The sequence below is a fragment of the Haladaptatus pallidirubidus genome (assembly GCF_020700235.1).
Classification (GTDB): Archaea; Halobacteriota; Halobacteria; order Halobacteriales; family Haladaptataceae; genus Haladaptatus; species Haladaptatus pallidirubidus.
Map to the genome: position 1 here is coordinate 2,188,471 of NZ_CP085301.1, position 23,839 is coordinate 2,212,309.

The window sequence follows — 23,839 nt, forward strand, 5'->3', positions numbered from 1 at the left end:
CGACTGCAAGAAATGCCAGAGATACACGGCACGAATCGCTCATGGTTTGAATGAAGGAAATGCATCAATAGAGAATCTTGCAAAGCTAAATTCTCGGCTACAACTAGTCATCGAATGTTTACTAATGAACGTAGCAGGGGTTCAAGATGAAAAATACTTGCATCCCTTGCTTCGGCATATAAGTTGAGAGTCGTGAGTCGAAACGCGCCGATAATCGTCGTTGTCTGTTTCCCCGGCGGCGCGGGGGATTGCGCGCTATTCCTCCCGACTGAGCCAGACATTATGGGTCCCGCCTTTGTTCCGTTCCGTCCTCATTGCGTGTTAGTCATGACTTACATGCAATATAGCGGTTGGGGACGGCGTTATCGAGAAGTCTGAATTTCTGTGAACGAGGGACCCAATTCATAATGAATTCTGAAACGAGCCACAGTAAATCTCTTGAACTTGAGGGCTGTTTGTACAATTCAGCGGAGTGTTGGTATGCTGTATAGCGCACATCAATTTAAAACGCCCACTGGTGAATCCGCGCATTGGAAAGACCATGCAATTATATCATTTGCCCTTAATTTATGCTTGGGTGATATTTCCTTTAGCTCTGTCTTATCTTTGAAAGACAACCGTTTATCTATGTCATATTGGTCATAGACACTATGTAAATCAGGCCATGGTGGTTCCACGCTGTCTATATATGGTAACTGTCGACGGGCGAATTGGACAACCTCTGAGAGCAATGTCGAAGAGAATGGACGGTCTGGCGGTCGATGGCGAAGCAGTTCTCCATCGATTAATTTCATCGCACGAACGAATGTTTCCGAACAACGATACTTGGGAGGGGTTTGAAGATGCCATTCTAGCAGGCCTTTATCAGCCGCAATAAATGATTCAAAAAAGTTATCTGCTAAATGCGTTCGCGATGGTATCGTTGGCTGATTACTGATACTGAAAAGCGCTAACGCATTTTGAATTGAATCTGTACGTTCCCAACAATGTTCGAATTCGGTTTCGATTGCCTGTTGAACGAACTCATTACCTGTTGTGGAATGCTCAGCAAGTTTTTCGGATAAACGCTGACTTTGTTCGGGATGATATCCAAAATTGTTCAACGAAGCCTCCGCTGGATCTATATTTTCTTCTAGTCTTTTAAGGGGTACAGTCTTACCGAGTATCTGCATTTCTGCATTCTTGTGAGGAAATTCTTTCAAAATAGTATCAAACAACAGTGCATGATACATAGTATCGACATTTATATTTTCAGTATATCCGGTGTGGTGTGCATGAATAGATTCTTTAATCCCTTGCATGTATCGCACTTTCTGTTCATCAGGAAGTATATATTTTTCATTTGTAGTGAATGTAGTATGATTAGCGTTATATTGTGTTGATATTTTTCGTGACGCTTGTACCTCAGAAACGTTTGGTTTACCAATTGTGTAACAATGTTCAATTTCAGGAAGTTGTGACAAAATCGTTCTTGAATCGTAACCTGCTGAAAGAAGAACTCCTTTTTTACCCGGCTGATTCGATCGTAATTGAATTGCGTGTTTCAATCGATTTGCAAGTGATTTTTCATAATCAAAATTTCGTGTGTTATAGACAAACCGACGAAGCTTGCCAACCTTATTAGAAGTTAAAAATCCATCAAATGGTACTCGGCGAAGTTCGTTGAATAATGTCTTGTCTCCTAAGATTACACCAAGATGCAAAAATTCTCTAATAGACTGTTTATTATCAGTCGGGCTTTTGATTGCTTTGGCAACCCTACCCGCGTCGGAACCGAACACTCGGATACCATCACAATTTGTGTAAAAGCATTCCCATGAACGGATCGGATCCATGAAGACAATTGCATCGCCACTATATTGGATAATTGCAATATATGATCCATTCAGGTTTTCTATTGCACTATTACCCTTTTCTACGTATTGTTCAAGTAGCCAGCGAGCGGCATTAGAATGTATCCGATCTTGTGGGTAAACTTCACCCCAAATCATACACGAACCCTGGTTATTGGAGTATGAAGCACTTCGACCGGGAATGCTAAGACCAGGATCTCGAATACCAACCGTTATTTGTTCAGATTTGATAATCGAATCAAACTCCTGCTCCAATCGAAAAGCCTCAAAATCAGTAATATCCCCGAAAACTCCAAATAATTCCTTATTCATTGTCATATTATGTCCTCTTGAACTATTTGACGTTCATATTTTCCTTTATATTTAGTATACATATAAGCGTTGATTGACGTCGCTCACGACCAATCTGCTGTAGCCCGGTCATTGACGTTACTATTTTTGACCAGCCCGTGACTTGTACAGTACGAAGGAATCAGAATGTCTATGGGGAGTGGGATGAAGAGATCATTCTATGTCAACAAATAGCTCTAGAGAAAAAAAGGAATTAATCTAGACCTCGGCTTTACTGTTGGTCTCGAAATGCCATTCAATGAGGCTGTTGAGTGGGCCACAGGCGAAGGATTCGAATTCGTAGAACTCCTACTCGATGGACCATACGCCCGCGAACGGATTACTGATCAACGTGTTACGACACGATCGCGCTTGGAAAGTGCCACGTCGAGGAGCTCTTGCTACGGACTAAATTAGGAGAAAATTGGTAATTTAAAGGTGATGAGTTGTACGAGCGAACGAATATCAATCCTAGAGAGTGTCGTGGTAATTGACTCCCCTGCCGCTTATCATGAAGAATTCTCTCCAATAGGATAGTATATTAACACACGAGAACGCACTTGTTGACTACAGAGCGGTAGTTCAGCGAGACCTGAGCGACACTCATTTCCCCTATCTCTCGGAATTCGACCTCAATCACACCCCGAGAGGGGTAACGCAGTGGCACTGTTTGAGACTGGCCAAGCTCGTTAGTCACACGAACCTCATATGCGTCCTCATTAGTGATGGACTCCGGGTAGATATATCGTTTGCCAGGGATAACATTGAGTACCATTGATTTGTAAATTTCATCTGACTGTATTCGAGTGACTCTAACTGTGATTTGATGTGGTAGACTATCTTGATTTTCAATCTCAACACCTCCTTGTTGCAATTTATCACACCTATTGTACGATTATGGATAAATACGCAACACGGATCAACATCGCCCGTTCTATCCTGTAAACAGGGGGGAATGCTTCATTACAGGGGAACTGCTCAGCTGAGTTTCCGGTTCGCTTTTACTCTGCTACGGAGAGCTATATCACGCTCACAACCGTTCTGAGAAACATGGCACGACAATCCGTTCTCGTCCCCGGAGCATGGCTCGGTGGCTGGTGCTGGAAGTATCTCACTCCGCTACTCCGCGATAAGGGACATGATGTATATACACCGACACTCACTGGACTTGGTGAACGAGAACACCTCATGCGGTCTGAGATTGACCTAGAAACACACATCACTGACATTGTGAATGTGCTCGAATACAACGAGTTCACGGACGTTGTTCTCCTCGGGCATAGCTATGCAGGGCTTGTAGTGACGGGCGTGGCAGAACGAGTCCCTGAGCGGCTCGCACACGTCGTTTATTTGGATGCGCTGGTTCCAATAGATGACGAGTCGGTTTCGGCATCTGAGTTCTATCCTCCGGACGAGTGGGACGCGATGGAAGCAGCGGCAAAAGACCATGCTGGTGGTTGGCCGTTCCCAGATAACCATCCGGGGTGGGTGGGTATCTCGGACGTGGACACACGGTGGATACGCGAAAAAGCTGTCCCGCATCCACTAAACACGTTCAAACAGCCGGTGAACGTCGGCAATCCGGTAGCAGCAGCGTTACCCACAAGCTACATCCTCTGCACCCAGAACGGGATGGACGACTCTATCCTTGATACGATTCGGCAACTGTGTGACCAGCGGGAGTGGGAACTCCGCGAACTAGACACCGGTCACTGGCCAATGGTGTCGATGCCTCGGAAACTGGCTCACCAGCTTCTTGAAGTCCTGTAAGGAGTAGTCGAAATTCCACGCTGTAATCTATCGGTTCTCGTCCGGCGCTCACTATATGCACTCGTGCCGCATGGCCACAACGGGGAGGTGACGAGGGCTGGCAGGATAAACATGAACCGCTCCGCGAACACACCGATCACGCCAGCCCGCGCACCCGCTGCGAACTGGCGAATACACCACTGTCCGAATTGCACGTTTGTGGATAAACGTGCAAATCAAACAGCCGATAACCCGTGAAAGTACCGAAATAAGCCGATTCATATTCTCGGTATCGTTAGTGGTTGTGTCTTGATTTGGCTTTCCTTCAACCAGAGAATATACTGTGTCCACACAAACGGATAATACAAGCCTGCAATCCAAACTTCTTCTATCTAATACCCGGGATACTCGTTGTTCTCATCGGAATCAGTGTTTTCGTGTTTCAACGTCAACGGGGTCCTCCAAATCCATCGACAAACTAGGGTGTGAAAGGTGCGCTATCTAATCAGCTCGAAGCCGTTTTCTGCTTCATCACCCATATGGAGTAGTGATACAAATGGATCTAACCAATTCACTCTTCATGTACAAGTGGACCAAGTTTATTATCACCTAAAATCATAAGCGGCAGTGCGACTACCCCGAAGTAGATCACAAAAATATGCATACCAGTCCCTCGTCAAAGAGTGAGGGACGAGAGATCATACGCAGCTGTAAGTGTCGGAATTCAGTGGTCTATGCCGACAGGGGAATTACGAGTGGAAGAGCCGAATTCCATTCAGTGGCGGGGATGCGTCGCGATGTCGGCCAAGACGAGCCGGTGGTCCGAGGCCATACTGACGTCCTCGCCGAGATCCCGTTTCGTTGCATTCTTGCTCGGCCAGACAACCGACGAGGCGTGAAGCGAGAGATCTGGGGACGGGAGGACATAGTCGATCTGTTCGACGACACCCTCGAAATCACCGCCAAACCGTGTCGCGGTGGGGAGACCGCGTTGCGCCCCGCCCGGACTCTTTGGGAGGCGGTCAGTGTAGAAGTCGTCGTTGTCGAGTAAGAACTTCTGGGAGGGACGGAGCGGACGCTCGTCCCGACCCAGACCCGGGCCCGCATTCATGTCGCCCATCAGGACGTAGGAGGCGTCATCGTCGAGACCGCCGCAGACGCCACTGTCGTCATAGATGTAGTCTTCCCCAGCGACGTAATCCGCGAAGAAGCGGACTTCGTCGTGATTCCACTTCCCGTTAAAGTTGTTCACGCCGTCGAAGCTAGGCGGCGTCGGGTGCGCAAACAGGCCATGGACTGTCCCTCCCTCGACCTCAAACGGGATATCGATGTGGGTCTTCGAAGAGAGCCGATAGACATTGAGTTCCTCCTCCGTGAGGTAGAGCACGATTTCGTCATCCTCGGAGTCCATGACGACGCACTCTTCGCCCGCTACCGGAATGAGATTCCCGGGCATGTCTGCCCACTTGAACGTCCGGAAAGAACGAACGCTTGACTCGTCGATCGGGTACTTGCTCGCGATCGCGAACCCATAGTGACCCGGATATTCTCCGAATCCGAATGCGTCACCCGGGCGTTCGCCGAACGTCCCGTCCTTGTTGAAGTCGTAGTCCTGTTCAGGACGGACGCCCGTGTTGCTCTTTGGCTGGAGCGTGTATTCGTAGTTGATTCCATCGAGGTCGTCCCGTTGCGGGATGCTGAGATAGTTCTCAACAAAGGCGTCGATGTTCGCTTTGTCGGTGTATTTGCACTGCTGGAGGTTGTTGATGACGAGGACATCTGGCTGGACCTCTTGGACGACTCGGGCGGCCGCTTCAGCCTGCGGATCCCCTTGCTCTTGTACCTGCTCTGTTTCCAGTTCGATTACGTCGAACGCCGCGTAGCGTGTCTCACGACCCTGTTTTCCGTGTCTGGATTGCTGTCGACCGCCCACGGTACCGACGAAACTAGCTGCAGTCGCTGTGCCACCGATCGTCTTGAGTAATGCTCGTCTGGTCTGATATCGAATCATCGAGCGCATCAATGTTATACAGCTAAATTAATATTTTTAATAATAATCATTATGATCATTATGGGTTGATATTGAGTTGTTAGAAGGCGGGGATCGCGACAGTGGCAAATATCACCTTGACGACCTTTTAACCCAGTGATGAGTGTTCTGTAGATCCAATATAGACAGAGAGAAAGCGGTTTGCATGTCATCGCATTACTGTGAGATTTGGTGGCTACGTGGGCGCAGTGGAATCACGTGACAAAAGTCGACCCAGACAAGGCACTCCACGACGAGGATACCTACGCTGGCATTGCCGACACAGGAACGGTTGCAATCATTGTCGAGGGTACTACGAACGCCACAGAAGCACGTGTACAACCGATTATCGATGCACTCTCATCAGCACAGCTCTTCTATGAGGGCGGGATTCACGACTATAACTCAGCCTATGAGATGGCAAATGTCGCTGATACAATTGTTGTCGGCGATATGCTCCATGTGGCTGGTATCGAGGCAGTTGAGGCAACCGTTCGCGGAACAACGGATGCAAAGTACGACTCAAAATCCTGCGCTCTACAATCGACGTGGTGATTGCGTCGATCGAGAGTGTGCGCCTGCAAGCAATCGTTTGTAGGTTAGTATCTTATACTAACCCGTACGTTCACAAGTTATAGGAGAGGCACTCATAGGTTAATGGTTTTTTCGACTTAATTCGGATGTATATTTGATAATTCTTCAAAAATTATACTTCTATAAATTTATTTATAATTATGAAACGAAGGAATAGTATAATGTCGATTGTTAATAAAGAGCACCTATCGTCGCAGTCGTTTGTATTAGAATTAGTGGTTTTAATTTTGATCACTTGTGTTGCTTTCGTTGAACTTTGGGGTAGTGGACTCCCACAATTACCAGATGCAGTAATCCTTGCTGTTTCGACCGGTGGTGGTTTTATTTGTGCGATTATATGGGCGATCATTGATGACAAAGGACATTTTCAAGAACATATAAGTAATTATGGTTGTTGGAGTTATAATTCTACTCATGATATTTCATGAAGGAATCCCTACATCTATTGAAGTAGGATTTGTGCTATTCACTTGGACGTCTTTTATCACTCAATTCATCTTCAAATACGTCTTCTAGGACGACAAACATCTTTTGTAGATAATCTCAGATCTCGTTGTATCATTTTATTTAGATGTTACTTCACGCATTTTAATCGTACCCTTCTTGATCCTCCATCTCTCTTGACCTTCTTATTAGCATATGGTTCTATCATAGGCGTCTGAAACTTTTAAAACCTATTTAAATTCATTTAGTAACTTACAAGAAACTTATCTAGATGAGTGTAATCATATATTCTAGAAACAACGCCTGTACTGAAACACGAGTAATCCCCCTATGACACCGACTCCACCCGCTGACATAGATGTCCGCGGATCGCACAGCAGACGGGTGTTTCTCGCTTCTGGTGCAAGCGCCGGAGCGACAGCTCTATCGGGTTGCCTCTTACCGACGGGCGCGAGTGGCGGTAATATCCCGCCAGCAGGTCCAACAAACAACAGCACAAACGCGACGAACGGTAACTTCCAATCGATTAATCCCGAGCAGTGGCATGGGAGTTCCGTACCGTCGTGAACATGGCGAAGGCCGGTGCAGATCTGACCGGTGAGAAAGACGTCTCCCCCTATAATCCAGCGCGAAATTGAGAGTGATACGCTCCTCTACTTTCCGCCCGGACGGTACAAGATGAACAGCCAGGTTCGGCGCGTCGCGAACAGCTACTCGAACACGCAGGTTTTTCGGGTGGAGGGTGGCGACGCGTTCCCTCAGATCAGCGCTGACGACTACGTAGCGAGTGCTGAGCTCGACTTGAACCGTCACTACTACTATCCGATTCGTAACCACCAGGGCGACGGTTTCGAGCGGGATCCGTACGGCGAAGTAACGAGCGAGATGCTCTCAACACCAGAAACACGGGTTGTTGTGCAAGTCGTCTTTCGCCCCGCGAAAAACAATTGGACGGAAGGCGACGGTGGGCTCCTCTCTCGGGGAGAGAGTGTGGACAACGTTGCCGAAGGGCTTCGATTAGATCGCGTCGTCGGCTGACTGAATCCCCGTACTCGCGATGCGAGTAAGAAGGATCGCGAAGCGGCGGATGTCGTCGAAATGCAGCGCGGGCAGTACGGCTTTCATACGAATATCCGGATTCTTGTTGTGTCGCCGGACAAGTACGAGGCTGAATCACGCGCTCGAGGCGTCGCGGGAATGTTCACCCACTACTACAATACGATGACTGAGCAGGGTTTTACCGACGAGCCTATTCCTGCCAGCGATCGGAGCGCGTTCATCGAGAAATTCCATGCTCGTGAATGGGAAGACCGCGAGATGATTCTCTCGGTGAGCGAGCTCGCCGGTGCCGCACATATCCCAAACAAGGAGATTGAGACGCCGAAAATCGACTGGCGCTACTCTCAACGCGGTGGCGAGGTCCCAGCCGACAGCCAGCGTAGTGAGTAACAGCGCCCTCCCCTCTCTCCCGGATGGTCCACGCCGCCACGTCGGTGCAAGCCCGACATCGAGGCGTTGGTGATTCACAATGTTCGACAACCTATTCCGTAACAACGACACGTCAAACGGCGAATCAGCAGACAGCGACCACAATGAGCAGGACACCGATGAGACCCCCGATGATCTTCGGGCCCCAACCGGCGAACCGTATCAGATAACATCGACGAAGAACGACTGAATCGGCGGTGCCGAAGTCCTTACTCACACTGAAGATGTTTGTCAGGCGTCATTCCCTGCTCCAGTCATGCTCTCGGAGATACGTCTCAAGCCGAGTAAGATTGATATTATGGTCACGCTCCAGTGCCTCGATATCGACACCGTATCCGTAGTTGTTGATCCACTCGAACATCATTGCCAACACCTCCCCCATCTCCTCACGGGCGGCCTCAATTGGGACGTGCTGGGCGTCGACTTCAGTCCCTGTCACGTCAGTGAAAACCTCGGCCGCACTTTCGAGCGTGTGCTCATCGCCGGCCACTTCAATAGACTCACCAACGTACTTGTCGGGGGTCGCCAACGCGGTGGCGGCAAGCGCGCCGATGTCTCCGACATCGACCATCTGCATCGAGGCACCCTCGGCGAGGGGGGATACAAGATTTCCGTTCAGGATCACTTCGCGCTGGCGTTCGTAGTTCTGCATGATCGTAACGGGTCGAAGAATCGTTGCGGGAAGTCCGAGATCGTGAACTCGTTGTTCGATGTCGTACTTCGACTCGAAGTTAGGAATCCCGGTGTCGCGCTCGGCTCCGGCGACAGAGCTAAACACGAAATGCTCGATGCCGATTTCGGCGGCGACTTCCGCCATGTTCGTTCCTTGCTCGATCTCGGCCTCAATCCCTGCTTCAGTAGGTGTCGTGCCGCTCTCAACCTCAATCGTGACGCAGTATATCGCGTCAACGGTCTCAACCGCTGGCGTGAGACTGGCTTTATTCAGGAGGTTTCCCTCAACGAGCGTCGCACCCCGGTTGGCAAGCGCCTGCGCGCGGTCGCTCTCAGGACTGCGCGTCAACGCATGGACATCGAAGTCACCGTATTCGCCGGATAATAGGTGGTTAGCAACCGCCCCACCCTGGCGGCCAGTCGCTCCGACGACTAAGACGCTGAACTGACTCATAGCGAATCCTCCGTATCCCTGTTCAACTGTCGGATTCTGGTGGCCTGTTTGTCGTGCTGCATTTGTCTCACCACAAGATGTAGTACGGGGGGATGCAGCTTGGTGATTAGCGTAAACATGTTCAACGTCATGCGGATAAGGCTGGGAGTCGAAAACAGCGGTATATGCCCAGTGCACAGGTCATATTCGAATTCTCTGACGGGCCAGGCGCACTCTCAACCGAGCATCCGGACGATGAGTTCCGGATGCTAGCTGCCCTCCCGACAGCAGATAGCATCCAAGTAGTTCTCGAAGCCCGGACGACTGACACCGCAGCCATCATTCGACATCTCGACGAAGCACCGTGTTTGCCGTCCTACGACGTGCTGCATGCCGATGAGCGGACGATGCTCATTCAGTACTCCCACGAGTTCCTCCCCGCATTGCATCGCGAAATCCTCTCCACTGGACACCTCCTGCAGTATCCCTTGACCCTTCGAAACGGGTGGGCGATCAGTGACATGATTACTTCACACGAGCAGCTGTCCCAACTCAAAGACGTGTTCGAGGCTGAGGGCATCCCGTATGAAATCGGCTCGGTTACACAGTCAACCGACCCAACCGACCTGCTGACAGATCGCCAACGACGGTTCATTACCGCGGCGGTCGAGCATGGGTACTACGATAGCCCGCGCGAGTGCACGCTCACCGAGCTCGCGGCTGCGCTAGACGTCAGTAAAGGAGGAGCAAGTGGCATTCTCCACCGCGCTGAAGGCCGCATCATCAAGAACTTCCTCGGCGAGCCAGCTGTCTAAACTGGGCCGTCGCGACGGAGAATATCGAGATAGAGGCGGAATCCTTCGAATTGGGACTCCGCGATACGCTGTGCAGTCGCCACCCAATCCAAGCGATTATCTCTGACCTAGTTGCTTACTGAATATATGGATTCTTTTGCTGATCCCTATTAGTCTGAGAGCCATTCCTGTGCAGTCTCTTGTTTGACACCGCCCGCTTTCACGGCAATCTGAACCATCGCCTTCTTCATTGCCTCAACATCGTTTCGTAACTCCGAGACTTCAGTCCGAAGTGCTTCGAAATCCTCGGGTTCCCCGAATAGATCATCGGGTAATTCTAAGCCATCGTCACAGAACTCGCGCCCACGTGCTGTGAGTGACCAGACGAAGGCGCGTGACCCACGGCCCGCATACTCACGGTCAATTTCCTCAACCAGTTTCCACCGTTGGAGTTTCCGCATGTGATGGCTCATGCTGTCGCTGGGGATGCCTGCTTGCTCCCGGAGGTCTGAGGTGTTCACGCCAGATGTATCAGTTGCATGGAGGACTGTGAGAATGTTCTGGCGAGCATCGCCGAGGTGGTCTCGCATCTCGGCGAAGGTAGGGAGTGAGCCAGTGGATGTTCCAGTTTTATTATATCCGTTCATAATGCCATATTAAGGTTGAAAGTCCTTAATACTAATCCACTACATAGCTATACAAGCCACTCCCGACAACCCACTCATGGGGGAACAATATCGGTGGCGAATAGAAAATTGGAGTGGATCACGAGAAATGTCAGGTATCAGAAATAGCGCTACCGGTGAGAATGCTGCCGGTGCTGAGACAGAGCGGCATCCAACAGGGCACCATAGAATGCAGCCTCAATATATCACAAAACAGACGTATATTCCGACGATGCAAGTGGGCACCCCAGAGAGCGACACAGACCCAAGCAGATCCGACGAGAAACGGCGGATAGACCACGTCGACACATGGCATGGGACAGTCCACCAAGAAGATCCACCACGGGAAAGCAGATCTACAGCAATGGGACAGTCCACCCGAGGTCACGCGAGGAACACAGAGAGCGAGACAGTAGGACAGTCAGGCCATGGCGGATCCAGCGGGGAACAGACTAACGAACAGAGGACAGTCAACCAGTGCGACCAGCGGGCTCACAAAGAAGAGCGGACTACCAACAGGAACTGTGAGACAGCACTGGCGGCAAGCCGCCATGAAGAGCACCGAGCAGTGGGACCGGACAGCAGAAAGACTGCACCAGCACAGTACAGCGACAGCAACCGCACCCGCAGCAGCACGGGGAGATGAGCGACGGCCAGCATAGACGAGAATGGCCGGGATTCCCGTAGAAAAACAGGTGACGAAGACACTGGACAGTCTGGCCTGCCGAAGCAGAGCGAAAACGTCGCGAAACGACGATGTGGGGTGCTAGCAGGAGCACGCACTGTCCAGGTGCCGGTGTGATAGCATCATCTGGGTGCCACCCTGAGCGCACCAGTGGGGTACTGTCTCCTGCGAAACACCGCAGTTTCAGTGACAGCGACCGCTACAGCGGGAGGGGACAGCACGTGGGACAGTCTACCAGCGACATGGTACCGTGTGCGCCGGCCCACTGTAACAGGGGACTGTCAGTCTTGCTGAGATCAGTGAAAGACTGGACTTCAACCAACGCTACGATGGACTGTCAATACCGAGCTCTGTTTCACACGGACTGTCATCCGGAGCGTTGCACGTCGACTGTCACCTTGTGCAGAGTTCGACGGACACTAGAGACGCCGAAACAACTGAAAACAGCCAGATTACTCCGGAAATTTGGTGTCTTCCGAAGAGAAAACGGACTGTCAGTCTCATCGTTGCTAGCCGACTGTCCACCATTCGCCAGCAGCGGCGGCCGTTCAGCGCAATCTTGTGTAGATGGGGCGGTTCAGCATTCACCTGCTGAATAGAGAGCGTGGATTGGCCAATTCAGAAGACCAGTCTATCGTTCCCCGATGAGCGCGTAATGGTACGGCGGCAGATCAACTTCGTGAATATCGTCAAATACCTCTGCCATGATTTCGTCTGTTTCAGTGACTGACATGCGTAGTTTCCCCGGTGGGCCATGTGCTGTTCCAGCGACGGTAGTTTCCTCTTTCGGCAGGTCACACCAATTTACGATGATGAACCGTCTACCGGGACGAAGTGATTGAGATACTTGCCTTTTGAGTCCACCCATATTTTCAACGACGTGAAAGGTATTTGCGATCAACACCACGTCAACAGGCTCGGGAAGGAGGTTAGTTAGGTTCCGAGCGTCACCGTAGATCTCGTTGATGTTTGTCAATCCTCGCGTTTTCGCAGTCGCTGAGAGTTCAGCTAATAGCTCTTTATTAACATCAATCGCGTAAACCGGCGCACCATCGACTAGCTCAGCGGTGGGGACTGTAAAATAGCCGTTTCCCGACCCAATATCCGCGACAGACTAACCGGGAGAGATCCCACATGATTGGAGCGTGTCCTTTGGATTCGACCATAATTCTTCCCACTAGTCCCAATCTGGTTGACGTGTATTCCGGAAGCGGCTCATATCATAGGCCTTGTTTCGAGCGAGTTAGTTCTCGTTGTTTGAACCACGAGACTCATGAACTTCGATATAAAAGTTCCAGTCGATGACTACGGTTGACCCTGAAACACTTCGGGAACAGTTGGAGAACGGCGAAGACGTGTGTGTCGTCGATATTCGACCGGAAGACGACTACGAGGATGGCCACATCGAGGGAAGTGAAAATCGCCCGATTCGAGAGGCACTCCTGTCGGGCGATGTTGAGACGGCCTTAGCCGAGTTGGACGACCTACCAGATGATGAGGAACTCGTAATGGTTTGTGATGCGGGAATTGCTTCGACGGAAACAGCCCGGATGCTTCACGACCAGGGACGGGACGCGAGTGCCCTTGAGGGCGGATTAGATGCATGGAAACGTGACCAAGAATAGTCGATAAACACGCACCACGAACGTATCGTCTCCCTTTCGATTCGCCACTACCTAGCTACAACAGAAAAACACAGCCAGAACGCCGGCTCCGAACATCGTTCGCCAGCCCGAATGTTGAACTTACCAGAGTGACGAGGACAGATATGCCCCGCACACTTCCCCCTCCTCGCCCTTGTCGCCGTCGTTGCGCTCGCAGGCTGTACCGGCGGCCTCGGACTCGGCGGCAGTAGCGACAATCCAACTACTACCGCGACACCGACCAGCACAGAGACGACACAGACGCCGACCAGTACGACCACAGCAACGACGACCGAAGCGACGACCACAACAGCCACGCAAACGGTGACAACGTATGTGCGGACTCCGACGACTGCCCGAGTCACCACGCCGAAAAACAGCAATCGCTTCCAAGCGCGCGTGACGAAGATCGTCGATCCGACGACCGTCAAAATCGAACGCAACGGCAAGACCCAGACCGTTGATCTGATCGGCGTACGCGTCCCCGACAACGGCCTTATTCACAAACGAGTGCTCCAGACCACCAAAGCACAACTGGAGTACAGTGTCGTCACCGTCGTCACTGACCCACAGGTCGCGAGTGACAGTGACGGCCACCGACAGGCCTACGTCTATACCGGCAATTGGCTGTATAACACGCAGTTACTCCGAACGGGCTACGCACGGGTCGCAGACGGCGATTTTAGCAAGCGAGCGGAATTTGAACAGAAGCAACAGGAGGCCAAGCAAGGCGGCTACGGCCTGTGGAAGAACACCACGACAACAGCCTAACCGCCCTCATTCGACCATATACTCCAGGAGACAACTAGATCAGAGATAATCGCTTGGATTTGCCGCCTTCACGGCTGGATGACCAGTGAGGTGGGAGCCCGGGCAGAGTGGCTCGTTCGTTCGTCTTGGCTACAGTGCTGCTTCAGCGACAAACTCCCTGATAATCCGACTTTCAGCCCGATGACGCAATTTGCTCGCCGCCGAATTATTGATGTCAAGAACTTCTGCCAGTTCCGTGAGTGTACAGTCTCGGGACATATCGTAGTAGCCGTGCTCGACTGCCTCGATAATGAACTCCCATTGGCGATCCGTGAGCAGTTCACCTGAATCGTGTGATTGAGTTAACGACATAATCTCGTATGGAATGCTAGCTGCGGCTAACTCAGCCGTGTACGCCGCCAACTGCTCGTGTGGGGCCGTCACCTCGGCAGAAAACCACCCATCATGAAGGCGAACGGGATATTGTGGAAGATTATCCGATGCAATGATGGCATCACATGACTCCGATATTGGGATTTTGAGCTGGATCAGTACTATCTCCTCATCGATACGAAGAACCTCGTACGAACGTACCTCAGTTGCGTCCTCGAACTGGTGAACAAGTGCGTCCCCGTCGGGGGTCGTGACTTCGAGAATTCAGAGCACACCATCATCTCTAGGCTGGGCTGTTAGCACTCTAAACTCAGCGTTCGGAAATTCGGTTGAGATATCTGCCAACCAATCCTCCACTGCCGCCCCCTTGATCCTCAGCTGTATGTGAGGCATCTCACTCCACAATCAACTGCCAGGCTATTTAATTGGATACGTATGCTTACGCGTGAAGCCACGGCAGTCTCTCGTCTACTCCTCTGACATGGATGAACGAAATCCACAAGAAGAGATCCGCAACGACGTACGCGAACACCGGTCCCCGAGCTACGACATCGCTCCGCTATTCGTGAACCGTTGGTCGCCGCGGTCGATGACTGGTGATCCGTTGAATGAAGACGAATTCATGCCGTTATTTGAGGCGGCGAAATGGGCCCCCTCATCGTACAACAACCAGCCGTGGCGCTTCCTCTATGCTACCAGAAACGGTGACCACTGGAACGCCTATCTCGACCTCCTTTCGGACGGCAACAGGACGTGGGCGAAACAGGCAGCCGTGCTTGTCGTTATGATCTCAAAAACGACGTTCGACTTTAATGGGGAACCCTCCCAAACACACTCGTTTGATGCGGGAGCTGCGTGGGAAAACATCGCGCTCAAAGGAGCCAGGCGAGGGCTGGTCGTACATGGGATGGAAGGTTTCGATTACGAACAGGCAGCAGCAGTCCTCTCCATTCCATCGGGCTATGCGATCGAGGCGATGGCAGCGATTGGCATTCGAGGACCACCGGAGACGCTCCCTATAGAGATGCAAGAAGGCGAAGAGCCAAGCGATCGATTCCGCCGACACAACGGCTAACACACTTATGAATGTCACCGAGTTGCGTCGATTTCTCGCCGAAATCCCAGTGGTGATGTTGGGAATGATATATCTGATCACTCTCATCGGCAGTATGTTGTTCTATTTGATTCCAATTCAGCTACCGTTTTACTTGCAGACAGTGGCGGCTGTCAGCGGCACGCTCACCGGTTTTATCCTTGCGAGTTATAATGTGACGGCCATGATTTTCTCGTCGCAGTTCCAACGGTTCAAAGCTCAGTTCGGTATTGTACTCCTCATTGCCCTCGTGTTTGGGCTGATGGGTGCTGGGTATGTGATTATCAGCCTCAGCAGCGCGGCTCTCGGCATTGTGATCGGTCTCCTCATTGCCGGATTTGGGTGGGGACTCCTCATCCCGACCACAAACACATGGGTGTCACAAACGGTCACACAGGCGAGGCGAGGACGTGCTCTGGGGTGGGTCTCAAGTATGATTTTCCTCGGCCAGTTTCTCTCACCGATCCTCAGCCAACCCATCATCGAACGGGTAAGCCTCGCCATTACCTACGAGATCGCTGGCGTAGTAATGCTCCTACTCACGGTCGTATTTGTGGTTGGACATCGACGGTACACTTCCAGCGGACGAAACGTACCACAACCGTCATCGGACACAGAGTGACTCCGATCAGTTTGAGATAAAGTGTATGCCAGCATATCCATCCCGAGGAGAAGTACCCACCAGTGTCCTGCAACGAGAGAAGAGTCCGGAACCGGAGTTTGATTTTCGGTGGGACTTGTCCTATGACTTCTCCGACTATTCTGCTGACAGCCATGACGATAGCCAATTTCGATTCTCGCTCCGCTATGTTGGGTCGACCAGAGACAGTCCGACCGTCGCGGATCTGGTCGGCAGTCTTTCTGTCGATCCGAATCTTCCCGACGCACGAGCTACCTGGCATTGCAACTACACGCTACTCGCGCCGTGGATCGTCGCATCTGCCCATTGTGCAATAGCACTGCCGTGATGGAGCACGTCTATTGCGCCGTCACTTCCGTCGAAGGGAAGAAGAATGTCATTGCACATGTTGCTATAAGAAGGGATGTAAGCGCTAATGCGTTCGCATCCTTCTGATCTGAGATCCATTCTACGCGGTGTTTGGAGTCGAGACAACGGCGAGGTATCCCATTGTAAGCTATCGGTCGTGCTTTAAATGACGACACGATACATACGCCGGCACTAGTTAAGCCAGCTTGTTTCGCCCAACGAGAACAGGTTGTTAACCGCGAACCGTAATATCCCAATTCGGGGAATCCTCGCCGTTTGCAGCGGGGAGGATGTCAACTCATGGTCAAAGTATTGTAAACGCTCTTCCAACAAAGAGAACAGTGACCAAGAGTCGGCCAAGACTGCCGAGAAACGTAGCAAGAGCGAATTTAAAATAATCTTCTTCGAGTATGGCGAAGACATAGATCGAGACCGTATCTTGGAAAAAGGGGATACACAAAGCACCTGCCAATCCCCAATAGCCGTAGGTTTGTGCCAACTTGACTGTCCGTTTTTCAGACCACTCAAGGACATCAAACCGAGAACGACGCAACCATCGAACAATTGGCCCCGCTTTTTTCGCCTCCTGGCCAATATGAAATGCTAATAGGCTCCCAAGAGCCTTGCCAAAAGCACTACTGAGCATGATAATTGCTAAATGCGCCCAGTGCGGAAATCCGAGATCCAATGGCGCAATTAATACTACTTCACTTGGGCCTGGTAGAATAAATGCAATAAGAAACGAGTAGATGAACACGAGGCCCATTCCTGGCCAGTCAGTTGCCGTTTCGATAACAACATGAAGCCCGTCAGTGAAGCTGGCCAAAAGGCTATATCGTATTAACTCACTTCTCATCGAGACGTAGTCACAACGAGTATGCGAGAGTCAGTAGTAAGTATTTACTCTTTGACCTCATATCGAATCTCTTTTCATTTTCTCGATAGATCTGCTTCGTTAATCGAAATCACATCTACGCTAGGAGGCAAAATAGCAATCCAGAGTCTAAAATGCCACTATTATCACATAATGTATTGAAAAGCCTATTACTTATTACTAATGACAGAGAGAACTCTGTTAATTGCATGGTAACCATACTAGAGATCGGTGCACTACTTGTTGGCCTTTTAGTGGTGATTATTTGGGGCGCGGTGAAATTGTGGTGGAAAAAGCGCCGTTTATCAAATACGTCAGAATAGTTAATAATTATAACATCAGGCACTTCAGTAATCTCGCCTCCGAGTTTCGCGCCGAGTTCCTGAACCGTCGATTCGCGTAGGCTCTTTTTCTCTTTTTATTCTCGGATCATCTCTTTGACCATATATTGGATCCAAACCAGTATTTTTGCTATCTCGTTCGTTCGAGTAGTTAGGACAAACATGGTGAAGGCCAATTCATATCGCCTGACTCGATTTCCGTTTCCTACAAGTCCCCCACACGTCAATGAGAGGGTATGGTAGATCTGGTTTCGGTGGGTGGACTGCTCCTCGCATTCTTCCTTGTGATTATGAACGGAGTGTTTGTGGCTGCGGAGTTCGCATTTGTCAAAGTCAGGCCGACACAGGTGAACGCGCTTGTTGAACGAGACAGGCCTGGAGCAGACCTCGTACAAGATGCCATTGAGAACTTAGATGATTATCTCGCCGTCAGCCAATTGGGGATCACGCTTTCGTCTCTCGGTCTTGGGTGGATTGGCGAACCGGCTGTTGCAGCCCTCATTGAGCCCGTACTCGGATCGTTTGTACCTTCCGGGACGCTCCACCTGATCGCTTTCGCGCTTGGGTTTGGATTCATCACCTTCCTGCATGTGGTCTTCGGTGAACTCGTGCCGAAGACATTCGCTATCCAGGAAGCTGCACGTATCTCGCTGCTCGTTGCGCCACTGATGAAATTTTTCTACTATGCATTTTTGCCTGGTCTCATCGTTTTCAACGGCACTGCTAACTACTTCACTCACCTCGTTGGCGTCTCTCCGGCATCCGAAGGCGAGGAAACGCATTCTGAGGAAGAGATTCTGATGATCCTCACCCGATCGGAAGAGACGGGACATATCGATCTTGATGAAGTCGAGATGATCGAAAGTGTCTTCGAACTCGGAGATACGATCGCTCGCGAGGTCATGGTTCCGCGCCCCGACGTAGAAACCGTGGTTGCTTCGATGCCACTCTCAGAGCTTCGGTCAGTTGCTGCCAATGGAACCTATACACGTTATCTCGTGCTTGACGAAGATGGAGAACATCCGGTTGGATTCGTCCACGCAAAGGACATCCTCCGAGCAATCGAAACAGCGACGAATCACGATGATTTACTCACTGCTGGTGAGCTCGCGCGAGACGTCCTCGTAGTGCCGGAAACACGACGGATCGACGAAATCCTTGCCGAGTTTCAGCTGCACGGAGGCGGGCAGATGGCTGTTGTAATTGACGAATGGGGGGTCTTCGAGGGAATCGTAACTATTGAAGATATTCTCGAGGAGATTGTGGGCGATATCCGAGACGAATTCGATACAGCACCTCAAAATCCCTTTATTGAAGACCAAAACGATGGGAAATACATCGTTGACGGTAGTGTACCTGTCCAGGAGGTAAACGACCGGTTGGATACTAACTTCGAGAGTGAAACTGTTGAGACGATTGGTGGATTCGTCTTCAGCCATATGGGGCAAGCACCTGAGGTCAATGATCAGATCGAACAGGATGGCTACAGTTTCCGGGTTGTTGCTGTTGATGATGCACGAATCACACGTCTTGAAATTCAGCAGGCTTGATCGACTCAAGAGGTGGACTATGAATAGGACGCTCAAGCCAGTATGATACGGAGTTAAAACGTATGGTCATAGCGTTATATATACATGCTCTTCCCAATTTTCTTATCAGTTCGTCAATATTATCTTGTGCTAAACCTCAATATTTACTACCATCTTTATCTAGCAGAAATAGTGCTGAGTTTGTTAACATGCGGAGATTTTGAGAAGGAGAAAACAGATACTTGGATTGGAAGGGATCGGGGACATCTCATAAATTTCAATTAAAAGGAATCTATGATCGGTGAACTGCTTTTCGATTTTGTGTGAGTATCCACACCAAAGCGAGAGTTCCAATAGCAATCATTGAAACAAGTGTGTTGTAGTATCCATCGATTAGTACTATACTGAACCATAAGATACTGATCGCACCAGTCTGGAGTGCTTTTGCATGATTCCCATTGCCGATAGCTAAGTACCCTGCAAAGAGTGCAGTCCCACTTGCAACAAGTAGAAATATCCAATCAACAAGCAACGATACGTCCATACTGTTCGATTTTCTCATTTGACTTGTATACTTTTTGTTTTCCACCGCTTGTGTCTCCACCATCTTACACCCACGGCAATATCCCTCCTGAAAACGATAGCAGGATTCAGGGGTGCACCAGTGATGGCCACGGGAGTTTCCCTGACTGATCAAGCTGTTATCGCTGCCACACGAGATGTACTCTCATAAGCGCAGCTTTTCTATGGTGGTGGGATTCACGATTACGATTCGACCTACGAGATGGCGAGTGTTGCTGATACGGTCATTGTCGGCGATGTGCTCCATGAGACCGGTATCGAGGCGGTCAAAGCAACCGTTCGCGGAACAAGGGATGCGAAGCAGGAGTCATAATCTGTGCTCTACAATCGACGTGGTGAGTGTGTCGATCGAGAATGTGCACCTGCAATCAGTTGCTTGTAGGTTAGTATTTTATACTAACCAATATCGTCCACCGATTTAACGCCGTTCGGACACTACCACTTGACATGAGCAAGAATGCCGCAATCGTAGCACGAATTTTCGAGCACAACACGGGTGGGAACAACCGTCCGACGATTGATCGCGACCACATCGGTGTAATTGCAACCCAGCATGGTCGTTTTGACGGCGATATCGATGATTCGATAGCCGAGGCTCTTGCAGTAGGATATATCGAAGAGCAGGATAGCGAGTACGTCGCGACAGCGAAAGTCTGGGATCTCGTTCCCGGAACTACTCGCTAGAACGGGTTGTGTAGGCCAAACTCGCCAACGAGATCTCGGTCAGCAGCAAACCGATGACCGCCATTGGAACAGAAACGGTTGGATGAGATGATTCATTTGCGTTGGTAGCAGCGATTGCATACCGACGATGCTGGTCACGAGCAAGAGTACTCCCGGCACGATCAGCAGGGGTTCCGTACTCAGTTCTTGGCAGTTCGTCGCATTCGTTCCAATGGTCGTGTATATACAATCTCCATTCATGTTTGTAAAATGATTGTTGGGGTGACCGCCACGTCACGTAACAGACCGGCCATTCACGGTGATATTCTTGGCGACGTCCGGCCACCCACGGAATAGCGATCCCCGCGTTCCCAACCCTCAAAGCATCACTTGGGCAGTGTTCACCTGTGTGCTGATGTCACTAATAGGGAACGCATATACGACATGAAAATGGGCGAAAACGCGGTTCACGCGACTGTAGAAGAGTACACGACCATATTCAGTGAGTTAATCGAGGAAATCACGCACTTGTCCTAAGTACTCGTGAAAGAGTGGCAGGTTTTGGTGGAGGAAGTTATAGACATCTTCATCGTTGATGTCGTTTCCATATTGGTGTGAGAGAATGTTTCTGAAGCCAGCTGCTTGTGCCATCTTTCTTGCAGTTTTTGTATCGAGGATCTCCTGTCTCTCGAGTTCGTGAAAAACCTGCACGTTAGTTGGTGGGATTGTCTCACCGTCAGCTTTGAGAATCATTTTACCGATATCAATGCATGCCTCGATTGTTGTTTCGAATTCTCGTTCAACAATGTCTCGTTGTTCACGCTGTGCGCGGTAGTCTGCAAAAGAGAGCGACTCACGTTTTTGCACAAGGACAGCCAGTGCTTCACTGATGTATTGAGCCTTCTCGAGAATCCGGCTCTCTGTTCGTTCGTCCATTCTTAGACAACCTGTTCGAGGTCCGCAAGCAGGTCATCAAATTCAGCAAGTCGTTCCTGATGACTAGTTGTCTTAACTGTTTGGTCAGAATATCGTTCGACATCTATTGGCGATCCATAGATGAGAATTCCATCTGTAAGGATCTCCTCTAGGAGTGCTGGTGGGACCTGTGATAGGGGAACAACATCGATAGCATCTGTGTTCAGTTTGGTCGTTAATCGTTCAACAAGATCGAGACGTGCTTGCGTTCGCTCACTAGACGAGAGCGACTCTCCAAACTCAACGGCGAGGTCAATATCGCTCGTCACAGTGGCATCACCCCGCGCATAGGAGCCATACAGAATCGTTAGGGTTGCGGGAGTTTCGTCGATTACCTCGACAATGAGATCGACATTGAGATTCGGAATTGTCGTTTCCTTCCGTTCCCACATGATATCTAAGAGTACACGGGCAACATACTTAATGCTGTGTTCTACTGTGCGAATTCGATACTTGCTCTGGCAACCAGAGCGATAATCGTAACAATCGGATGCTTCACCCGTCATCCACCACCTCCAGCGTAAACGAGCGCCATCTGGATTTCCCCGTCGGTATTTATACCAGTTTTTCACCTTCGTCCATAATTGAGAAAAGATCTGATCTTATCTACAGCGCCACTCACTAAATCTTGTACCACCACCGTTATCCAGTCGTCGACTCTTCAAGCGATTGCGCGGCCATTCACGGTGATATTCTTCGCGACGTCAGGCCACCCACGAAACAGAGATCCGCGTGTTCCCTGCCAGCCGTTCGTTTTCACATTGAATCCATTGACCGTACAGCGACCCACACCGTCGTCAACGACAAGCGCTAACTGTGGGTGCTTGTAAATCCCCACGGAGACGTTCTTGAGCGTTGCTTGCTCGATGGCGTGCTGGACCGTTACTGACCATCCTGTTGGGAGCAGCTGTTTGATCTGCGTATTCGACACTGTACACGTCCCACCGTCTAACCGAAGCGGACGCTGTTCGAAGTAGAAGCCGTTCTTGTTGAAATTCGAGCCAGTCACGACAGTACAGCCCTTGATGCGGCAGTCTGTGCCCGCAATTCGAATATTCGAGGGATGGGAATTCGCCGTAACACAGTTGACGATTTCTACTGTTTGCTTCGGACCACCGGCCAGATAAAAGCCGTTGTCGGGCTAGCCCCCACACATCGATTGCTGCACCCGGGGATGGCCTTTCGCTTCGGGATGGGTCGTGATTCCGCTCGTTGCCCACGACCTCCCTGTCTCTGTCCCACCGCCTGATCGCTCTTGGCGCGTATTAATCGTGAACTGGTAGCTCTTACCGCCGAAGCGCAGATCAACCCCGCGGACAATCGCTTTCGCATTCGCTCCGTGAGCGTCAATTCGAAATGGCCCTTGACAGCCAAGGCTGTGAATCCCTTGCTGGCGAATGTTTTCGGTCACCGACGTGCCGTTTGTGTGGTGATTCAAGATCTGCATGCCTTCGTTCTTCCCCCGCCAATTAGCGATGAACCCACCGAACACGAATTTGCCTTTGTGCGGGTTGTCAGGGACTCCGATTTTGAAGTGTTGTGCTGGGCCGTGATACTCACCGCTCGTCATGTCGAAGCCATCAATCGCTTCAACTGTTCCGTGAGTGAGAACGGCGTTATTGCCGATAATCCCGAGGTTTTGCAGCCCGACGTGGCGGTGGTTCGTATTCAATTTGTACCGACCGGGTGGGAAGTAGACGACCGTATCGCTGTCGATTACTTGCTCTAGTACGTCGTCAATCGCCTTCTTACCCGTCTTATCTGCGCCTTGCTTGGCGATATTGACCCGCTTGTCGAAGTGTTTCGCGTACCTCTGCGGGTTGATTCCAATCGGGAGACTTGCGTTTGCGTTCGATTGGTTCCCAGTTTGTGTGAACCATGTGAAGAAGGCGATTTCGAGTTCAAAGGGTATTGTCTTCGACCGCGACGACTGGCTCGACGCGATTGTCGATACGGCACGAGCGAGAGCTAACCCAGACGACCTAGTCATTGGTGTCGGCGGCCACACTCACGTCGTCGAGAGTGAAACCCACGACGATATTCGTGTGCTCAATCCAGGGAGTGCGACGGGTGTCGGCCCAGCTGACGGCAGAGCAACGATGATGACTGTTGAAGTTACAGATGGCGATAACGACGTAACTGTCCATGAGGCGTGATAATTTCGCCCTGCGAACTGCGCACAGACCGAGACGGGTCCCGTGATGATACACTTCTTGACACAATTGAAAGTAGTAGTAAATATTCTCCATATAGGCCCGATTGTTTTCCCACC

General features: G+C 50.6%; 24 protein-coding genes and 2 pseudogenes. 14 read left to right on the forward strand and 12 right to left on the reverse strand.

Annotated features, from left to right (window positions below; translation table 11 throughout):
- Positions 1 to 497 precede the first annotated feature (497 nt).
- Positions 498 to 2,165 carry an asparagine synthetase B family protein gene (locus LIX15_RS11880; RefSeq protein WP_227773404.1) on the reverse strand — a complete coding sequence of 556 codons (1,668 nt, stop codon included), beginning with the start codon at positions 2,163 to 2,165 and terminating at the stop codon, positions 498 to 500.
- A gap of 1,068 nt (positions 2,166 to 3,233) precedes the next feature.
- Between LIX15_RS11880 and LIX15_RS11885 the strand changes: the two genes are divergently transcribed.
- The gene (locus tag LIX15_RS11885) at positions 3,234 to 3,953 is read left to right on the forward strand and encodes an alpha/beta fold hydrolase (RefSeq protein ID WP_227773405.1); all 720 of its coding nucleotides are present in this window, start codon (positions 3,234 to 3,236) and stop codon (positions 3,951 to 3,953) included.
- A gap of 754 nt (positions 3,954 to 4,707) precedes the next feature.
- On the opposite strand, the gene LIX15_RS11890 is transcribed toward LIX15_RS11885, so the two are convergent.
- Positions 4,708 to 5,943 carry an endonuclease/exonuclease/phosphatase family protein gene (locus LIX15_RS11890; RefSeq protein WP_227773406.1) on the reverse strand — a complete coding sequence of 412 codons (1,236 nt, stop codon included), beginning with the start codon at positions 5,941 to 5,943 and terminating at the stop codon, positions 4,708 to 4,710.
- 210 nt (positions 5,944 to 6,153) lie between these two features.
- Here LIX15_RS11890 and LIX15_RS11895 point away from each other — a divergent pair, with 210 nt between their 5' ends.
- The 4 genes and pseudogenes from LIX15_RS11895 to LIX15_RS11915 all read left to right on the forward strand — a co-directional run bounded on the left by LIX15_RS11895 (position 6,154) and on the right by LIX15_RS11915 (position 8,677).
- Positions 6,154 to 6,516: a geranylgeranylglyceryl/heptaprenylglyceryl phosphate synthase gene (locus tag LIX15_RS11895; RefSeq protein WP_227773407.1), complete on the forward strand. Its 363-nt coding sequence runs from the start codon at positions 6,154 to 6,156 to the stop codon at positions 6,514 to 6,516.
- Positions 6,517 to 6,716: 200 nt separating this feature from the next.
- Positions 6,717 to 6,983, forward strand: a complete 267-nt coding sequence (locus LIX15_RS11900; protein ID WP_227773408.1) for a hypothetical protein — start codon at positions 6,717 to 6,719, stop codon at positions 6,981 to 6,983.
- Between the two features lie 613 nt (positions 6,984 to 7,596).
- Positions 7,597 to 8,448 (forward strand): annotated as a pseudogene (locus tag LIX15_RS34010) (DUF8128 domain-containing protein).
- A 79-nt stretch (positions 8,449 to 8,527) separates the two neighbouring features.
- Positions 8,528 to 8,677 (forward strand): hypothetical protein, encoded by a 150-nt coding sequence (locus tag LIX15_RS11915; protein ID WP_227773411.1) that lies wholly within the window; start codon positions 8,528 to 8,530, stop codon positions 8,675 to 8,677.
- A gap of 48 nt (positions 8,678 to 8,725) precedes the next feature.
- On the opposite strand, the gene LIX15_RS11920 is transcribed toward LIX15_RS11915, so the two are convergent.
- Positions 8,726 to 9,613, reverse strand: coding sequence for an NmrA/HSCARG family protein (locus LIX15_RS11920; protein WP_227773412.1), 888 nt, complete (start codon positions 9,611 to 9,613; stop codon positions 8,726 to 8,728).
- Positions 9,614 to 9,777: 164 nt separating this feature from the next.
- On the opposite strand from LIX15_RS11920, the gene LIX15_RS11925 reads away from it, so the two are divergent.
- Positions 9,778 to 10,407 (forward strand): helix-turn-helix domain-containing protein, encoded by a 630-nt coding sequence (locus tag LIX15_RS11925; protein WP_227773413.1) that lies wholly within the window; start codon positions 9,778 to 9,780, stop codon positions 10,405 to 10,407.
- 149 nt (positions 10,408 to 10,556) lie between these two features.
- Here the strand turns inward: LIX15_RS11925 and LIX15_RS11930 are convergent, their stop codons facing one another.
- Together LIX15_RS11930 and LIX15_RS11935 are read right to left on the reverse strand one after the other, a co-directional pair.
- A complete protein-coding gene (locus LIX15_RS11930; protein WP_227773414.1) occupies positions 10,557 to 11,033 on the reverse strand; it encodes a replication-relaxation family protein in 477 nt (158 codons plus the stop codon).
- Between the two features lie 1,334 nt (positions 11,034 to 12,367).
- Complete coding sequence (locus LIX15_RS11935) at positions 12,368 to 12,838, reverse strand: class I SAM-dependent methyltransferase (protein WP_227776876.1); 471 nt, start codon at positions 12,836 to 12,838, stop codon at positions 12,368 to 12,370.
- Between the two features lie 199 nt (positions 12,839 to 13,037).
- Between LIX15_RS11935 and LIX15_RS11940 the strand changes: the two genes are divergently transcribed.
- Together LIX15_RS11940 and LIX15_RS11945 are read left to right on the forward strand one after the other, a co-directional pair.
- Positions 13,038 to 13,361, forward strand: a complete 324-nt coding sequence (locus LIX15_RS11940) for a rhodanese-like domain-containing protein (protein WP_227773415.1) — start codon at positions 13,038 to 13,040, stop codon at positions 13,359 to 13,361.
- A 342-nt stretch (positions 13,362 to 13,703) separates the two neighbouring features.
- Positions 13,704 to 14,150, forward strand: a complete 447-nt coding sequence (locus tag LIX15_RS11945; protein WP_227773416.1) for a thermonuclease family protein — start codon at positions 13,704 to 13,706, stop codon at positions 14,148 to 14,150.
- A gap of 129 nt (positions 14,151 to 14,279) precedes the next feature.
- On the opposite strand, the gene LIX15_RS11950 is transcribed toward LIX15_RS11945, so the two are convergent.
- The gene (locus tag LIX15_RS11950) at positions 14,280 to 14,573 is read right to left on the reverse strand and encodes a helix-turn-helix domain-containing protein (protein WP_227773417.1); all 294 of its coding nucleotides are present in this window, start codon (positions 14,571 to 14,573) and stop codon (positions 14,280 to 14,282) included.
- A gap of 430 nt (positions 14,574 to 15,003) precedes the next feature.
- Here LIX15_RS11950 and LIX15_RS11955 point away from each other — a divergent pair, with 430 nt between their 5' ends.
- Positions 15,004 to 15,597 (forward strand): nitroreductase family protein, encoded by a 594-nt coding sequence (locus tag LIX15_RS11955; RefSeq protein ID WP_227773418.1) that lies wholly within the window; start codon positions 15,004 to 15,006, stop codon positions 15,595 to 15,597.
- Positions 15,598 to 15,604: 7 nt separating this feature from the next.
- On the forward strand, positions 15,605 to 16,237 hold the full coding sequence (locus LIX15_RS11960) for an MFS transporter (protein WP_227773419.1): 633 nt from the start codon (positions 15,605 to 15,607) through the stop codon (positions 16,235 to 16,237).
- 670 nt (positions 16,238 to 16,907) lie between these two features.
- On the opposite strand, the gene LIX15_RS11965 is transcribed toward LIX15_RS11960, so the two are convergent.
- Positions 16,908 to 17,369 carry a YqaA family protein gene (locus LIX15_RS11965; RefSeq protein ID WP_227776877.1) on the reverse strand — a complete coding sequence of 154 codons (462 nt, stop codon included), beginning with the start codon at positions 17,367 to 17,369 and terminating at the stop codon, positions 16,908 to 16,910.
- Between the two features lie 685 nt (positions 17,370 to 18,054).
- On the opposite strand from LIX15_RS11965, the gene LIX15_RS11970 reads away from it, so the two are divergent.
- Entirely contained in the window at positions 18,055 to 19,368 is a 1,314-nt protein-coding gene (locus LIX15_RS11970; RefSeq protein ID WP_227773420.1) for a hemolysin family protein, read from the forward strand.
- Positions 19,369 to 19,639: 271 nt separating this feature from the next.
- Here LIX15_RS11970 and LIX15_RS11975 read toward each other — a convergent pair whose 3' ends face one another.
- On the reverse strand, positions 19,640 to 19,954 hold the full coding sequence (locus tag LIX15_RS11975) for a hypothetical protein (RefSeq protein ID WP_227773421.1): 315 nt from the start codon (positions 19,952 to 19,954) through the stop codon (positions 19,640 to 19,642).
- Between the two features lie 141 nt (positions 19,955 to 20,095).
- Between LIX15_RS11975 and LIX15_RS11980 the strand changes: the two are divergent.
- Positions 20,096 to 20,242: pseudogene (locus tag LIX15_RS11980) on the forward strand (geranylgeranylglyceryl/heptaprenylglyceryl phosphate synthase); the annotation flags it as partial.
- 134 nt (positions 20,243 to 20,376) lie between these two features.
- Positions 20,377 to 20,613 (forward strand): hypothetical protein, encoded by a 237-nt coding sequence (locus LIX15_RS11985; protein ID WP_227773422.1) that lies wholly within the window; start codon positions 20,377 to 20,379, stop codon positions 20,611 to 20,613.
- 486 nt (positions 20,614 to 21,099) lie between these two features.
- On the opposite strand, the gene hepT is transcribed toward LIX15_RS11985, so the two are convergent.
- From hepT to LIX15_RS12005, 4 genes are all read right to left on the reverse strand, one after another.
- Positions 21,100 to 21,528 carry a type VII toxin-antitoxin system HepT family RNase toxin gene (gene hepT, locus LIX15_RS11990; RefSeq protein WP_227773423.1) on the reverse strand — a complete coding sequence of 143 codons (429 nt, stop codon included), beginning with the start codon at positions 21,526 to 21,528 and terminating at the stop codon, positions 21,100 to 21,102.
- Positions 21,529 to 21,530: 2 nt separating this feature from the next.
- Positions 21,531 to 22,073, reverse strand: a complete 543-nt coding sequence (mntA, locus tag LIX15_RS11995; RefSeq protein ID WP_227773424.1) for a type VII toxin-antitoxin system MntA family adenylyltransferase antitoxin — start codon at positions 22,071 to 22,073, stop codon at positions 21,531 to 21,533.
- 155 nt (positions 22,074 to 22,228) lie between these two features.
- Positions 22,229 to 22,576: a hypothetical protein gene (locus tag LIX15_RS12000; RefSeq protein ID WP_227773425.1), complete on the reverse strand. Its 348-nt coding sequence runs from the start codon at positions 22,574 to 22,576 to the stop codon at positions 22,229 to 22,231.
- Positions 22,577 to 22,708: 132 nt separating this feature from the next.
- Positions 22,709 to 23,557, reverse strand: coding sequence for a hypothetical protein (locus tag LIX15_RS12005; RefSeq protein ID WP_227776989.1), 849 nt, complete (start codon positions 23,555 to 23,557; stop codon positions 22,709 to 22,711).
- Here LIX15_RS12005 and LIX15_RS12010 point away from each other — a divergent pair.
- Positions 23,448 to 23,723, forward strand: coding sequence for a metallophosphoesterase family protein (locus LIX15_RS12010; protein ID WP_227776879.1), 276 nt, complete (start codon positions 23,448 to 23,450; stop codon positions 23,721 to 23,723). The two genes, LIX15_RS12005 and LIX15_RS12010, sit on opposite strands and share 110 nt — an antisense overlap.
- The last annotated feature ends 116 nt before the right edge of the window (positions 23,724 to 23,839 follow it).